Source organism: Antrihabitans stalagmiti (assembly GCF_016482825.1).
GTDB lineage: Bacteria > Actinomycetota > Actinomycetes > Mycobacteriales > Mycobacteriaceae > Antrihabitans > Antrihabitans stalagmiti.
Window position 1 is genome coordinate 80386 of the sequence record NZ_JAEMNV010000007.1, and the last position, 15130, is coordinate 95515.

At 61.8% G+C, this 15130-nt stretch carries 12 protein-coding genes; 6 read left to right on the forward strand and 6 right to left on the reverse strand.

Going from position 1 to position 15130, the window contains the following annotated elements; all coding sequences use genetic code 11:
• Nucleotides 1-61: 61 nt before the first annotated feature.
• Nucleotides 62-631 carry a flavodoxin domain-containing protein gene (locus JGU71_RS20570; protein ID WP_199706170.1) on the reverse strand — a complete coding sequence of 190 codons (570 nt, stop codon included), beginning with the start codon at nucleotides 629-631 and terminating at the stop codon, nucleotides 62-64.
• Nucleotides 632-874: 243 nt separating this feature from the next.
• On the opposite strand from JGU71_RS20570, the gene JGU71_RS20575 reads away from it, so the two are divergent.
• Nucleotides 875-2719, forward strand: coding sequence for an AMP-dependent synthetase/ligase (locus JGU71_RS20575; protein ID WP_199706171.1), 1845 nt, complete (start codon nucleotides 875-877; stop codon nucleotides 2717-2719).
• A gap of 43 nt (nucleotides 2720-2762) precedes the next feature.
• Nucleotides 2763-3398 (forward strand): response regulator, encoded by a 636-nt coding sequence (locus JGU71_RS20580; protein ID WP_199706172.1) that lies wholly within the window; start codon nucleotides 2763-2765, stop codon nucleotides 3396-3398.
• A 29-nt stretch (nucleotides 3399-3427) separates the two neighbouring features.
• Here JGU71_RS20580 and JGU71_RS20585 read toward each other — a convergent pair whose 3' ends face one another.
• The 3 genes from JGU71_RS20585 to JGU71_RS20595 all read right to left on the reverse strand — a co-directional run bounded on the left by JGU71_RS20585 (nucleotide 3428) and on the right by JGU71_RS20595 (nucleotide 7717).
• On the reverse strand, nucleotides 3428-4876 hold the full coding sequence (locus JGU71_RS20585; protein WP_233529844.1) for a bifunctional aminoglycoside phosphotransferase/ATP-binding protein: 1449 nt from the start codon (nucleotides 4874-4876) through the stop codon (nucleotides 3428-3430).
• Nucleotides 4869-5381, reverse strand: coding sequence for a GNAT family N-acetyltransferase (locus tag JGU71_RS20590; RefSeq protein ID WP_199706174.1), 513 nt, complete (start codon nucleotides 5379-5381; stop codon nucleotides 4869-4871). The genes JGU71_RS20585 and JGU71_RS20590 overlap by 8 nt, the downstream gene beginning before the upstream one ends.
• Nucleotides 5382-6043: 662 nt before the next feature.
• Nucleotides 6044-7717 carry a cation:proton antiporter gene (locus JGU71_RS20595; RefSeq protein ID WP_307829743.1) on the reverse strand — a complete coding sequence of 558 codons (1674 nt, stop codon included), beginning with the start codon at nucleotides 7715-7717 and terminating at the stop codon, nucleotides 6044-6046.
• A 257-nt stretch (nucleotides 7718-7974) separates the two neighbouring features.
• On the opposite strand from JGU71_RS20595, the gene arsA reads away from it, so the two are divergent.
• Entirely contained in the window at nucleotides 7975-9768 is a 1794-nt protein-coding gene (gene arsA / locus JGU71_RS20600) for an arsenical pump-driving ATPase (RefSeq protein ID WP_199706175.1), read from the forward strand.
• 94 nt (nucleotides 9769-9862) lie between these two features.
• Here the strand turns inward: arsA and JGU71_RS20605 are convergent, their stop codons facing one another.
• Complete coding sequence (locus JGU71_RS20605) at nucleotides 9863-10243, reverse strand: carboxymuconolactone decarboxylase family protein (RefSeq protein WP_199706176.1); 381 nt, start codon at nucleotides 10241-10243, stop codon at nucleotides 9863-9865.
• A 31-nt stretch (nucleotides 10244-10274) separates the two neighbouring features.
• Nucleotides 10275-11966, reverse strand: a complete 1692-nt coding sequence (locus JGU71_RS20610) for an aminotransferase class V-fold PLP-dependent enzyme (RefSeq protein ID WP_199706177.1) — start codon at nucleotides 11964-11966, stop codon at nucleotides 10275-10277.
• 204 nt (nucleotides 11967-12170) lie between these two features.
• On the opposite strand from JGU71_RS20610, the gene JGU71_RS20615 reads away from it, so the two are divergent.
• The 3 genes from JGU71_RS20615 (at nucleotide 12171) to JGU71_RS30725 (ending at nucleotide 15101) form a co-directional block, all read left to right on the forward strand.
• Nucleotides 12171-13373, forward strand: coding sequence for an NAD(P)/FAD-dependent oxidoreductase (locus JGU71_RS20615; RefSeq protein WP_199706178.1), 1203 nt, complete (start codon nucleotides 12171-12173; stop codon nucleotides 13371-13373).
• 114 nt (nucleotides 13374-13487) lie between these two features.
• Entirely contained in the window at nucleotides 13488-14900 is a 1413-nt protein-coding gene (locus JGU71_RS20620) for an MBL fold metallo-hydrolase (RefSeq protein WP_199706179.1), read from the forward strand.
• A gap of 33 nt (nucleotides 14901-14933) precedes the next feature.
• Entirely contained in the window at nucleotides 14934-15101 is a 168-nt protein-coding gene (locus tag JGU71_RS30725; RefSeq protein WP_504739556.1) for a DUF8730 family Cys-rich protein, read from the forward strand.
• Nucleotides 15102-15130 lie beyond the last annotated feature (29 nt).

The window sequence follows — 15130 nt, forward strand, 5'->3', positions numbered from 1 at the left end:
CACTTGCTCGCGTCACCCTCCGGCCACAGAGCTGATGGGTTGCTGCCCGTGGGGACCAAAGTCATTCGACTTCCGCAGCGGACCGCCGCTGTCGTACGACGTCGAAAGGCTGCCAGCGAGGGACCGTATTCGCGATCTCGGTGGCCCAGCCACCGATCGCGAGCCAGTCCCTGAGATCCCCGTAACGTCCTCCTGCCGCGAGGTGCGCGATCCGCTCCTTGAATGTCATCGCACTGCGTTCGACGAGTCCGCCGAACGATCTGTAGTCGTGCGGCAGTACCGCTGCGCACAACGTGGCGATGTCGCGAGGAACAACTGCTTTTGCTCGACGCCCTAGCGGTCCCCTCAGACCCGCGGTCGTTCCGACGCTGAACATCCACACGTCTATGTGCCGTATGGCCTCCTTGTTGCCGCGGACATAGTTCCGCGCCGCCGGCAGCCAGGCGCCGTCACGAACGGCACTTCCGAGAACGAGTGCTTCGTAGCTGCCAGGATCGGGCGCCGTACTCGCTCGGAATACATCGACATCGAACCCACCAGTGCGTAACTTGTCGGCGATGTAGTGCGCTACGTCGCCGGTCGAACCGTTCTCGGTGGCGTAAACGACGAGAACTCGGGTCGGAATGTCCATTACGGAATCCTTCGTACGGTTGAGGTCCGCGGCTGTCGAGGACGCTCGAAGCACATCTCACCGCGTGTCCTGTGTCGCCGAGCAGAGGCGGATGTCGCCCCGTGCGACAACTTTTGCCAGCCGCAGTTCGGGACGTTCGCGCTCGTACCGAGGACCAATTCCTCCGGTCGATCCCCGGGCCGCCTTCTAGTCTTCGACTAGTCGGTGGCAAGTCCGGCAACGATCGCCGAAAAGGTATGGCAAATGCGCGAATTCAACAGTCCTGCAAAGTTCTCCATTTCCCCCGACGCAACGGCGGTCGATGTCGTCTTCGATCACGGAGCGAACGATCCCGAAGCCGTCGTGTACAAACGACGCACCGAGCAACGTTGGATCGACGTGACCGCGGGTGAATTCGCCACCCAGGTCGAAGAAATCGCGAAAGGGCTTATCGCGACTGGTCTCGAGCCAGGTGACCGGGTGGCCCTCATGTCGAGCACGAGATACGAATGGCCGCTGATCGACTACTCGATCTGGGCGGCCGGCGGCGTCACGGTGCCTATCTACGAAACCTCGGCAGCCGAGCAAGTCGCATGGATCATGGAGGATTCCGAAGCGCGAATTCTGATCCTCGAGACACCTCGACACCGTGCGATCTTCGAATCCATAGTGCCTAGCCCCGCGAGAGTCGACCGGGTGTTCCAGATCGACGACGGCGCGGTATCCGAACTCACCGCACTGGGCCGCGAGGTGGACGGCGATCGGATCCGCGAACGTGTCGCCACGTTACGTGCTGAGACCACAGCGACTTTGATCTACACATCCGGAACGACAGGTAGGCCCAAAGGCTGTGCGTTGACGCACGCCAATTTGCTCTCCGAAACCGCCGCGGTCCTCGAGACCACCTTCGCCGGCCTCATGCAGCCAGGTAGAAGTTCGTTGCTGTTTCTTCCTATGGCACATGTCTTCGCACGTGCGGTCAGTCTTGCGGCTTTTACCTCGAAGGTAGCGATCGGTCATACGAGCGATACGAAGAATCTCGTGACGTTGTTCCAAGAGTTCGAGCCGGACTTCATTCTTTCTGTGCCCAGGGTATTCGAGAAGGTGTACAACGGTGCGCGGCAGAAGGCTCACGACGCAAGCCCGATCAAAGGCCGGATCTTCGATACCGCAACGGACGTTGCCGTCGCATGGAGCGAAGCCGACGGCCGCGTGCACACCGGGCTCCGGATGAAACATCGGTTGTTCGACCGACTCGTCTACACCAAACTGAGGGCCGCGCTGGGTGGCAATTGCCAAGCTGCGATATCCGGTGGCGCCCCACTGGGAGCTCGACTCGGACATTTCTATACCGGAATAGGCATTCCGGTATACGAAGGTTACGGTCTGACCGAAACGACAGCCGCAGTCACTTTGAACGTGCCTGGTTCACCGAAGATCGGCACGGTAGGTAAGCCGCTGCCGGGCAACGGGGTTCGCGTCGCAGACGACGGCGAGCTGCTCGTCCGCGGCGGCGTCGTCTTCCGCGGCTACTGGCACAACGACGCGGCGACGGCGGAATCGTTCGACGGCGGCTGGTTCCGCACCGGCGATCTCGGCGAAGTCGACGACGACGGATATGTCACGGTCACCGGGCGTAAGAAGGACATCATTGTCACCGCAGCAGGCAAGAATGTCGCGCCGGCCGGTTTGGAAGATTCGCTTCGAGCCCACCGATTGATCAGCCAGGCAATAGTAGTTGGCGACAAGCGCCCGTTCGTCGGTGCTCTGATCACTATCGACTCGGAAGTATTTCCACACTGGAAGGCCGAGAAGGGCAAGCCGGAATCGTTGTCCTTGGCCGAACTGACCGACGACACCGATCTCGCAACCGAAATCGAGAGCGCAGTGCAGCTCGCGAACAGTCGAGTCTCGAACGCGGAGGCAATAAAGACGTTTCGCGTTCTCGCAGTCGACTTCACCGAGGAGTCCGGTGAACTCACCCCCACGCTGAAGGTGAAGCGCAACGTGGTCCAAAAGAACTTCGCGGCTGAAATCGAAGCACTCTACGGTGCAGATGCCAACCGATCCGACGTGTCCGCGAAGCGTAACTTTTCGACATCGCAGTAGTAGTCTCGAATGTGCGCGTGAGCCGAAAAACAAAGGAACTCTCATGATCAAGGTCTTTCTGGTCGACGACCATGAAGTTGTCCGTCGTGGCCTTGCGAACCTTCTGGAAGACGATCCGGAGCTCACGGTGATCGGCGAGGCCGGTACCGTGTCGCAGGCCCTCGCCCGAATCCCGGCGCTTCGCCCAGATGTCGCTGTTCTCGATCTGCAGTTACCTGACGGCAACGGGGTAGAACTGTGCCGCGAATTGTTGTCGCAGCTCCCGGATCTGCGGTGCCTCATGCTCACCTCCTTCACCGACGAGCAGGCGATGCTCGACGCAATACTCGCCGGCGCCAGCGGCTACGTCGTGAAGGACATCCGCGGGATGGAACTCGCGAAGGCGGTGAAAGATGTCGGTGCCGGAAAGTCGTTGCTGGACAATCGGGCCGCAGCAACGCTGATGGCCAAGTTGCGTGCCAAGACAGACGAGCCGGGTCCACTCGCCGGGCTGACCGATCAGGAGCGAACGCTGCTCTCGCTGCTCGGCGAAGGACTGACCAACCGCCAGATCGCGGCGCGCATGTTCTTGGCCGAGAAGACTGTGAAGAACTATGTTTCACGACTGCTGGCCAAGTTGGGCATGGAGCGTCGTACGCAAGCGGCAGTCTTCGCCTCCAAGCTCGACGGTGAGGGCTGAAGGCGGGTTCGCATCGGATCGCATCCCGTTCAGATGGAGTTCCACCCTCCCGCTGCGGTGTCGACGGACGCCTCGACCGAGCCTGAGGTATCGACTGTGAGCAGACCGTGCAGGTCCGTGCTCGCCCGTTCGGCCATCGCGCTGGCCACCGCAACCGTTGCGTCGGAATCTCCACCCCGGCGCTGGGATATCCGTGCTGCTGCGATCCGAACAGGCGCCGTGCAGTGCATGACGATGTGAACGGCATCGGTCGCCAGTGCAAGTGCCGCAGCCTCGGCGACGCGCTCCGGATCCGTCCACGACGCGTCGATAATGACCGATACGCCATTCTCCAGTTTTTCGCGTGCGCGTGCCAAGATCGACTTGTACACCAGGGCAACGGCTTCCGGCGAATACAGACCCTGCTCGAACGTTCCAGGCTCGCCGTCGATGACGCCAGCTGCCACGAGCTCTTTCCGCACTTTGTCGCTGGAGATGACCGTTGCGCCCACACGCTGTGCGAGCGCAGTGCTCACCGTCGACTTTCCGGTACCCGGTAGCCCACCCACGAGGCACAGGCGGACACAGGATCGCTTCAGGTGTGCGACTGCGAGCTCGAGGTGCGCTTCGGCGGCCTCGATCGACCGAATATCTCCTTGCGCACCACGAATACACTCGACCTTCGCGCGCACCAAAGCGCGATAGGCAACGTAGTGCCCGATCAGCGACGGTGGAACCGCGTCGCCTGCTGCGGCGAGATAGGCGCTCAGAAATGCCGTGGCCAGGTCTGGACGCCCTCGAAACTCCAGATCCATTGCCAGAAAGCAGACGTCGTCGATACCGTCGACGAACCGCAGCGCGTCGTCGAAATCTAGACAATCGAGTGCTCGGGGTCCGTCCGGGAGGCAGAAGACGTCCTCGCAGATCAGATCGCCGTGACCGTCGACGACCCGAGACTCGGCGATCCGGGCGGCGAACAAACTCTCACGTCCCGCAAGATAGGCCGTTGCCAGACGCTCGATCGTCGGCAGCAAATGGCGTGCGGGTACATCGGCCAGAGCCGCGATCTCCAGAAGGTTGGCCTCCCAACGCCTTTGGACGAAAGGCACCGTTCCCTGCCTGTCTATCTCGGAACTCCTGACCGCCGTCGCATGGAATGCAGCGATCCTGGCACTGAGATCCGTGAGCGCAGGTTCGACGTCTTCACCGCACGCAATCATGGTCGAAAGCCTGGTCTTCTCCGACATCCGACGCATGACGACTATCGGTTCGCTCGGACCACCCAAAGGATCGGATAGATGTCCGAGACCGAGATAGACATCGGCAGCCAAGCGTCGATTCAAGTCGAGCTCACGTGCGCACGCCTGCTCTCGCAGTTCGACCGAACTGAAGTCGAGAAATGGCATGCGACAGGGTTTCTTGGCTTTGAGCGCACGGTCGCCGACCAATAGAACGATTCCGGTGTGGGTTTCGTGCAGCTCGGCATACAGTTCACTCATTCTCGAAACCACCATCGATGTCGATCTCGAGGTGCACGACGCCGTAAGCTCGTGTGCGTTTGCAGCGCCAACCGAGGTCTTGAATCACCCGCAGCATCCTTGCGTTCTCAACCAGGACATCAGCCACGAAGCGACTGATGTGGCGGCGGGACGCTTCCTGCTGCAATCTGCGGAGCAACGACGTGCCGACACCGAGCATCTGCTCTTTGTGCTCGACCACGATGGCGATATCGGCAGTCGTGAGGTCCTCTCGGACAACGAAATTCGCTACGCCGACCAACCGGTTGTCCACATACGCGCCGATGCCGAAGTGTTCGTCGTCAGACCTGGCGACGGACGTCGCAACCGGGCCCAACTTCTTCGGCGGCGGTGCGAAGAATCGCAAGTAGCTGTCGTACTGATCCAACGATGCGTAGAGGTCGAGTATCGCAGTGCTGTCCCCCGGTCCCAGTTCGCGCATCTCGACGCGGGTCCCGTCGAGGAGTCGAGCCTCGGTTGTCGTCATCACGCCTCCTTCTCGCCTACCGACGAGACATCGGTGTCCTCTCGAACTCTGCCGCATGCGGGCCCCGGGTTGCAGAGTCCGAAGCGTCATCGGGCGTGGGCCGAAGGTCCGACCCGGAGTGCCCTTCGGCTCCAGCTCACGTCGTCGCATCCAATGTCGCGCAGGACTGCAGCGTCGCAAGTCAGTGCAGCCGAGGTCTTTCGCCTCTGCCCGTCGCGCCGGTCGTCGGCAATTGTTGAACGAACACAAAGCAGTGCGGAGATTCGAGGGTGGTCAAGTGATTTCGAAGTGGCGAGTGCGAGCCGTGGTAAGCGGCCCGACACACCTCGACGGCCTGTCGATCCGGCCGACAACGGGCACAGATCCGACCCTTGCGGCCGAACGACTCTGCACCCGGCTGCCTGCCGCGGATTCGCCGTTCGGCGATATTTATCTGGTCGCTACGCCGGTCGACGACGATGCGGACGATAGTTCCCGATGTGACTGGATGACGGAGCGCACACTCGTCTGCTCCGTTCACCGGAGAGGTGACGGGAAAAAGTGGGCACCCGGCGCCTGGGCACTGGCCTGCACACACCCGCGACTGCGGGCGGCCGTTCCTCTCCATCGATCCGAAGACCAGCACACCATCTGAAGCATTGCGGCAGAACGCACTCGACGCCTCATCTTGGCGACGAATTCGGCTGCTGATCGTCGTCCTCGCCGACGCGCTTGCCGTCACGTGGCAATCGCGTGAACATGTCCAACGCCGCCTCCGCCGCAATCGAGAACGGCTCCAAAATGAACTCTGCCCCGGCGGCTCGAAGTTGCGCTGCATCGTGCGGATTGTGTGCGGTCACAACGACATGGCCGTCGTATCCATGATGACGAAGACCGTGCAGCAGACTCAGGTTCACGTCTATGAGCGGAATCGTACTGACGACGAACTCGGCGCGCTTCAGTGGAAGTGACTCCAGAAAGTGCAAGTCCTCGGCGCTGCCGAACACAGTCTCGACCCCCTCGCGATCGTTCGTCGCTAGCCGATGCGGATCGAAGTCCACCGCCAGAACCTGGTGGCCCGCCGCACTGAATTGATCGGCGACGTGTGCACCGAACCGCCCGAGACCGTACAAAATGGCGTACACGTCGCGATGGGTGTCGGCCGGCTCGACGCGCAGACCTCCCGTCCATTCCAACACCCGCAGCCAACGCTCGAAACGGTGATAGATCTGGTGGGAGTGCAGGATCAGGTAGGTCGAGCCGCCGATCGTGACCAAGCCGATCACCGTGATCAGGCTGACCGTGGCGTCGGTGATGTGCCCGAGACTCAGCCCCAACGCCGCCAGAATGAGGGAGAACTCGGAAATTTGAGCGAGTGGCAGACCTGTCGCGAAGCCGATGCGGACCGGATACCGCATCGCAGCCATGATCACCATTACTATCAGCGGCTTGCCGACAAGCACGAACACCGAGAAGACCACCGCCTCGGGAATGTGACCGGCCACATCCGCAAACTTCAGACCGGCCCCCAGATCGAGGAAGAAGAACAGCAGCAGAAAGTCACGCAGGCTGACGAGACGCGCCCCGAGAGCATCACGGTACGGGGTGGTTGCAAGCGACACCCCCGCAAGGAATGCCCCCACCTCCGAACTGAATCCGAGGGTCTCGGTCACAGCGGAAACCGAGACCGCATAGGCGACGCCGAACAGCACAAGAAGCTCCTGCGAGCGCGCTACCTGATGCAGCAGCCACGGCAGTACGAACTTCATCATGACTGCGATACCGGTTAGTAGCCCAAGGCCCTTGGCAATTACGAGCACGATGCTCACCGTCACAGTGGCGTCGGTGCGCTGACCGAACGCGTTGATTGCGATCATCACTATCACCACGACGATGTCCTGGACGATCAGGAGCCCGACCGCGATCCGCCCGTGTGTCTGTTCGAGTTCCCTGGTGTCGGAGAGCAGTTTGACGATGATGATGGTGGACGAAAAGGTCAGCGCCAGAGCAACATACAGGGCATCGGTGACGTGCATGTCGAAGCCGACAGCGAGGGCGTACCCAGTCGTCGCGGTGAACAGGACCTGCCCGAGACCTGCGACAAGTGCCACAGGCCCAGTGGCGCGGATCAAGTGCATGTCGAGCCGCAAGCCGACCAGGAAGAGCAATATCGCGATGCCCATGCGAGCGAGCAAATCGATCGTGCTGTCGGCGATCACCCATCCGGTACCGGTGGGCCCGACCAAGACGCCGACGCCGATGAACGCGACGATCATCGGCTGACGAAGCTTGGTGGCCAATAGACCGGCCGCGGCCGCGATAGCCAGGATCCCCGCGATCAACGCGAAGTCGTGCACATTGACCTCAGTCCACTCCGTCGCAGGTGAGCCGCGGGCTCATTAAAACCAGGCTGCGCTCTCACACTCGGTCGCGATATCGCGGTGGTTTCCCATCGGCATCGCCGACGCCGCGAAGTGTTGCCTTCTGCACTGAAGGTACATCTATGCGCCAAGCTCGAGCAGTCGCAATCGACCTACCGATGGGGGACCTTCTGCCCTGGAGATTCTCACCGTCCAGCGTTGTAATGAACAACGTGATTCCGCCCGTTGATGCAATGACAACGAAGCCCCTCCCGAAATTTCTTAAGGACCCGCCACGGTTTCTGTTCTTCACCGGCAAGGGCGGGGTTGGCAAGACATCCATTGCCTGCGCGGCAGCTGTCGCCCTGGCGCGCGTTGGTCGACGTGTCCTGCTGGTTTCGACCGATCCAGCATCGAACATCGGGCAGGTGTTCGGATTGAGCATCGGCAACAACCGCACCGCTATACCTCACATCGATGGTCTGTTCGCTCTGGAAATCGATCCCGAACAAGCGGTGGAAAGTTACCGCGAACGCATTCTCGGACCGTTGCGAGATGTGTTGGAAGCAAATGAGATCTCCTCGATGACCGAACAGCTGTCCGGCTCGTGCACGACCGAGATCGCATCGTTCAACGAGTTCACCACGCTGCTGGCCGACGACACCGCTACTGCCACGTTCGACCACGTGCTGTTCGACACCGCTCCAACCGGTCATACCATCCGGTTGTTGCAGCTGCCCGGAAGCTGGAGCGAATTCCTCACCGCAGGCGGTGACGCTTCCTGCCTCGGCCCGTTGTCCGGGCTGGACAAACACAAGGACCTCTATTCCGCGGCGGTGCGTGCTCTGGCCGATCCGAACCGCACCCGACTGGTTCTCGTTGCACGCCCAGCGCGCTCGGCGCTCAGCGAGATAGATCGCACCCGTGCCGAACTCGCGAGTATCGGAATGACGACTCAGTACGTCGTCGTCAACGGTGTGTTGCCAGTCAGCACCGGAACCGTCGACACCTTGGCTGCAGCAGTGCACCGCCGCGAACGAGCGGCACTCGATCACCTGCCGAGTGCGCTTAGGTCCCTGCCGCTGGACCTGATCGAACTCAAGGCCACCAACCTCATCGGCGTCGAAGCCCTAACCACGCTGTTCGAAACGGCACCACCCTCCGGCGGAATGGCGTCCGCTGTACCGACCGTGCCAGCCATCGCCGACGCCCCGCTCGCAGCGTTGATCGACGACATCGTCCGAGACGGTCATTGCCTGATCATGTGTATGGGTAAGGGTGGGGTGGGAAAGACCACCGTCGCGGCAGCAGTCGCGGTGGCATTGGCAGAGCGTGGCCACGACGTGCACCTGACGACTACGGATCCCGCCGCGAACCTCACCGAAACACTCGACGGCACCGTCGATCACCTTCAGGTCTCACGGATCGACCCGGCTCGAGCGAGCCGGGCCTACCGCGACCGTGTCATGACAGTGAAAGGCGCAACGCTCGACGAAGCCGGCCGCGCAGCGCTCGCGGAAGATCTTCGCTCACCCTGCACCGACGAGATCGCTGTCTTTCAAGCCTTTTCACACGTCATCGCTCAATCGCGGCACAAATACGTCGTTGTGGACACCGCTCCCACGGGACATACGCTGCTGCTGCTCGATGCCACAGGTTCCTACCACCGCGACATCACCCGTCAGATGGTGCCTGGTGTTCGGTTCATCACCCCGCTGATGCGGCTTCAGGACCCGACGCAAACCAAGGTCCTGCTGGTCACACTCGCCGAAACCACCCCGGTTCTCGAAGCAGCCGAGCTACAAGCCGACCTCGAACGCGCCGGTATCCAGACCTGGGCTTGGGTCGTCGACAATTCCCTCGCTGCCGCCAACCCGACCGCGCCTTTGCTTCGACGTCGCGCCGCGACCGAACTCGAACATATCCGTGATGTCACCACCCACTCTCGGCGCTATGCGGTCATTCCGATGTTGCCCGAAGAGCCTGTCGGCATCCCCGCCCTCACTGCTCTCGCCCGCCCGGCAAAGCGCACCGCAGGGGCGCGCTAGGTTCCGAAGCTTGGCTCGCTGCTTTCGCCGATCGAGTGGACGTACGGCTCCGCATCGCAGCTAGGCAACGTCGAGTTGCGCTCGCTTCGTCTCTCTAGCGACTGTCGTGCGTCACCGTCGGAGTCGATCCACCTGCTGCAGTATGAAACTCACCGAACGCGGCATAGGCACGTGGGCCGTAGACCGTGCCGGGACCACCGTTCATCAGGATCGCCACTCCGATGGCTTCGGCTGCCTCCTGCAGCGTTGCTCCCGCATTGACCGCGCCCTGCGCGTGAGCGGCAATGCAGCCGTCGCATTGTTTGCCGACAGCTATTGCAAAAGCGATCAGTTCCTTCGTCTTCACGTCCAATGCACCTGCGCGCAAAGTGGCGCCGTGCAGTTCCGCGTAGCCACGATAGACGTCGGGGATCGCCCGTCGCAGTTCGCGGGCGGGTGTGCGTAGCTCTTCGCGGACCGCTTTTCCGTATGTCATTTCTTGTTCCCTTCGCGACGAGCTGTGGTTGTCAAGTGGTGGCGACGCACCGGGGTGGCAGGTGAAACCAGCGCAGTGCTTCGAAATCCTCTGTCAGCCCGGTCTTTCCGGACTTAATGAGATCCTCGCGACATGCCATGATCGCGGCCGCATCGCAGAGGTGGGTGCCGAGTACGTCCTCCCCCAAGGTGAGGTGCGGGGATGTGTCCACCAACGGCTCTGCGCCCCATTGGAGATCGATCAGCCGAAGCAACCGTCGAGAGGTGCCGGCACGGTGCCGCCACAGCCCGGTGTGGGGTTCGAATCTGTAGTCCTCCAAGAGACGGTGACCCTGTCGCGCAATGAGATCGACAGCATCGATGATGTAGTCGCGGACCGTATCGGAAATGAAGTAGTTGAAGTTCACCCGCGCCCACCCCGGTTTGATGCCGTCGCAGCCGACTTCGATTTCGTGCCTGAACGCGTCGGAGTGCGTGGAATCGATCGCGAGCAGCCGGTGTCCGTACGGGCCGGCGCACGAGCAGCCACCCCGCGCCTGGATCCCGAAGAGGTCGTTGAGTAGAGCGACGACATAGTTGTGGTGCAGATACTTGTCGGCGACACGGATGCGAAACGACACGATCGACAGACGGGGCGCATCGTGGTTGCCGAGGATCTCGATGCCAGGATTGTCCGACCAGCGACGAAGAGCGTGTTGCCAGAGTCGCTCCTCGTTGGCCTGGATTCGGTCGGTACCGACGGCGTCCTTCAGCGCAAAGACCAGCCCGGCTCGGATAGATTCGACGATCGCCGGAGTCCCGCCCTCTTCCCGAGCGACAGGATCGTCGAGGTACCGGTGGCTGTTCGGTCCCACGAAAGCGACTGTGCCGCCGCCGGGGACCGTCGGTATCGCGTTACGAACGAGTTCACGCCGGACCACCAGCACACCCGGAGTCTGCGGGCCTCCGATGAATTTGTGCGGCGACAGAAATATCGCGTCCTTGTGGTCACCCCGGCCGGGCCCGCTTTCGGACACGCGCACCGGCGTGTACGGCCCAGCGGCCGCGTAATCCCAGAAAGACAACGCGTTGTGCGCGTGCAACAGAGCAGCGATCGCATCCACATCGGTCAGTAAGCCGGTCACGTTCGAGGCAGCAGAGAAAGACCCGATCCGCAACGGCCTGGCCGCATACCGGTCGAGGGATCTGGCCAAATCCGCCAGATCCACGTGCCCGTCCGCATCCTCTCCTATAACCACAACGTCGGCGATGGACTCCCGCCACGGCAACTCGTTCGAATGGTGCTCATAGGGTCCAACGAACACCACCGGTCGATTCTCGGGCGGGATCGGTTCGGCCATCGGCTGACGCAGTTCGAGAATGTTCACGAGTTTGTTGATCGCGCCCGTGACCCCGCACCCGCAGAAGATCACCAGATCGTCGTCGCCACCGCCAACCGAATTGCGAATAATGGCGCGTGCGTCTTCGCGCAGCAGGGACGTCTGCAGTCCGGTACCGGAACTCTCGGTGTGCGTGTTGGCGTACGTCGGCAACACCCGCGTGCGAATGAAGTCTTCGATGAAGTCCAACGAGCGGGCCGACGCGGTGAAATCGGCGTACACAATCCGCCGACAACCGTACGGGCCGTACAGGACCTCGCCCTCTCCGATGGATCCGCGCCGTATCCGCGCCACCAAATCGTCGACGGATTCGGGGGCGACTTCTCGCGGTGGGTGATTCGTCATGTAGTTCGGTCCGATCGATCGAGTTGCCGTTCCGCAGTCCTTTGCCGAAGCCCTCGAGCCATCGTCTCACCTCCCCCACTCGGCGTGTACGTGGATTTGGTCGATCGTCGTGCGGACCAAAGGCCCTGTCAGGCAGCGCTCTTCGCGACAAGTGTGGACGAGGATCATCCGATTGCACTGTCGATCGACACCGGAGGCACGGTAATGGCGAAAACGGAAGTACTGGTTCTCGGCGGAAACTTCGGCGGACTCACCGCTGCCTTGGAGCTGAAACATGAACTGAACGACGATGTTTCGGTTCGCGTGGTATCGACATCGGATCGTTTCGTATTCAACCCATCGCTGATCTGGCTGCCGTTCGGCAAACGTGACGCCGCCGACATCACCTTTCCGCTCGCCGAGACCTTCGCCGAACATGGCATCGACTTCGTGCACGCGACCGCCATCGCGATCGACCCAGCCGCACACCGCGTCACCACCACCGCCGGCACCTTCGACTACGACTATCTCGTGATTTCGACCGGGTACCGCAACAACTTCGCCGCGGTCCCAGGGCTCGGCCCGGATGGGCACGCCCACACGATCACCACACTCGCCGACGCCGAGTCGACGGCGGTGGCATGGCAGGAATTCTTGGCCGACCCCGGCCCGGTCGTCGTGGCCGCGACCCAGGGTGCCAGCTGTTTCGGAGCCGCCTACGAATTTCTGTTCAATGTTCATCACCAACTCGCCAAGGCAAAGATTTCGGTGCCGCTCACCTTCGTCACCTCCGAGCCGTTCCTCGGCCATTTCGGCATCGGCGGTCTCAAGGGTGGCGAGGCAATGCTCGAGAAGCACTTGGCGAAGAGCGGTGTCACCGCGCTGACGGGCCAGTCAATCGACGAGATCACAAGTGCTCGTTTCGAACTCGCGGGAGGTACCGCAATTCCGTTCCGATTCGGCATGGCAATCCCACCTTTCGTCGGGCAGGACGTCGTCAAGGAAACACCCGGTCTCAGCGACGACAAGGGCTACGTGCCAGTTCACGACACGTATCAGTCGAAGTCCTTCCCCGAGATCTACGCGGTCGGCATCGCCGCTCAGGTACCGATGCCGTGGCATACCGCTGTTCCGATCGGAGTTCCGAAAACCGGGTTTCCCACCGATGCGATGGCAAAGATCGCGGCGCGCAATATCGCGTCGACCATCAAAGGCGAACCGCAACGGGCACACAAGGAATTCGCGGAGATGTTGGCGGTCTGCATGCTGGACGCGGGCAACAGCGGAGTGATGATTCTGGCCGATCACATCCTTCCGCCGCGCAAGGCAGGCGTTCTTATTCCCGGCCCTGAAATCCATGCCATGAAGCTCGCATTCGAAAAGTACTTCCTCTGGAAGAGCCGACATGGCTACGTCAGGTTGCCCTGACTCGGCAACCCGCTGGCGGCGGCGGGATCAAGTCGAGGAATAATATACCCCTGGGGGTAATTATATGGATCGAAGAGCGACCCGCCGGATCGCGACGTACGCCAAGGAGCCGCGTTGATTCTCGAGCAGTACTACATCGAATGCCTGTCACATGCGTCGTACCTCATCGGCGATGAGGCCAGCGGACGCGCTGTCGTTGTCGACCCTCGCCGCGACGTGACCGAGTATCTCGACGACGCCGAACGGCTTGGGTTGACCATCGAGGGTGTGGTCAACACTCATTTCCACGCAGATTTCGTCTCCGGCCACCTCGAACTCGTGGACGCAACCGGCGCGTGGATCGGATTCGGCGCGGCGGCGAACACCGACTTTCCCATCCGCCGACTCGAACACGGCGAACACATCAGTCTGGGCGAGGTCGATCTCGAGGTGTTGTCGACGCCGGGTCACACCTGGGAGTCGATCAGCCTTCTGGTCCGCGAAGGTCCCGATCTACCCCCGACCGCAGTACTCACCGGAGACTCCCTGTTCATCGGCGACGTCGGGCGCCCAGACCTGGTGAACCTCGGCGACGGCAGCAACACCGACCTGGCCCGAGCGATGTATCGCACGATCCACCGGACGTTACTGAACCTGCCCGATTCCGTCACGGTGATGCCGGCGCACGGCGCTGGGTCGTCGTGTGGAAAGAACCTATCTGCGGAATTGACGTCGACGATCGGCGAACAGCGCCGCACCAACCCGTCGGTACAACCGATGACCGAACAAGCTTTCGTCGCTCTCATCACCGACGGCCAGCCGGCCGTTCCGGACTACTTCGCCGTCGACGCCGCGATGAACAAGACGACGCATGCGTTACTCGATCAGCAGCGGCGCATTCCCGAATTGACCGCCGCCGAGCTTCTCATCGAACTGGACTCCGGCACAACAGTTCTCGACGCCCGCACACCCGACGACTTTGCGGTCGGACATCTGCGCGGTTCGATCAACGTCGGCTTCGACGGGCGCTTCGCGGAGACCGGTGGCATGGTCGCCGATGTTGGTGACCGCATCGTCCTGATCACCTATCCCGGCGAAGCTCAGGATGCCGCGATGCGCCTTGCGCGGATCGGCTCCGATCGGACAGTTGGCTTCATCGACGTCGACCAGGGGTTTCCGCCCGAACTCGCAGGTCTGGTACAGCCCGCGGCGCAAACCACGGCCGCCGAGTTGGACGAGTTGCAAGCCGCGGACGCTGTGACCCTCGTCGACATTCGCAACCCCGCCGAACGCGACGCCGGAACCATTCCGGGAGCTGTGCCGATTCCGTTGGCGCAACTTCGTTCGCGGCTCGTCGAACTGCCGACCGACCGACCAATTGTGCTGCATTGCGCCGGTGGATGGCGATCGAGTGTCGCGGTGTCGTTGCTTCGGGCACACGGCATGAACCAGGTGAGCGACCTCGTCGGCGGCTACAACGAGTGGGCGGAGCGAAGCTGTCGAAACCAGCCGTCGGTCATATACCCCCATGGGTATATGACACACTGATCGAGAACCAACTTCGACCTCATGGAGGTTCCTATGTGTTACCCCGTCAATTGCTCCGACTGCGGCCGAACATCCTGGGGTGGATGCGGCCAGCATGTGGACAGCGTCATGCGATCGGTCGCAGTTACCGATCGATGTGTCTGCAGACCCGCTCCCGACCCGCAGCCCCGACGCAGCATTCGATCGCTCTTCGGCCGCTGACGACCAGCCGTTTCGACAACGGCGGCGCA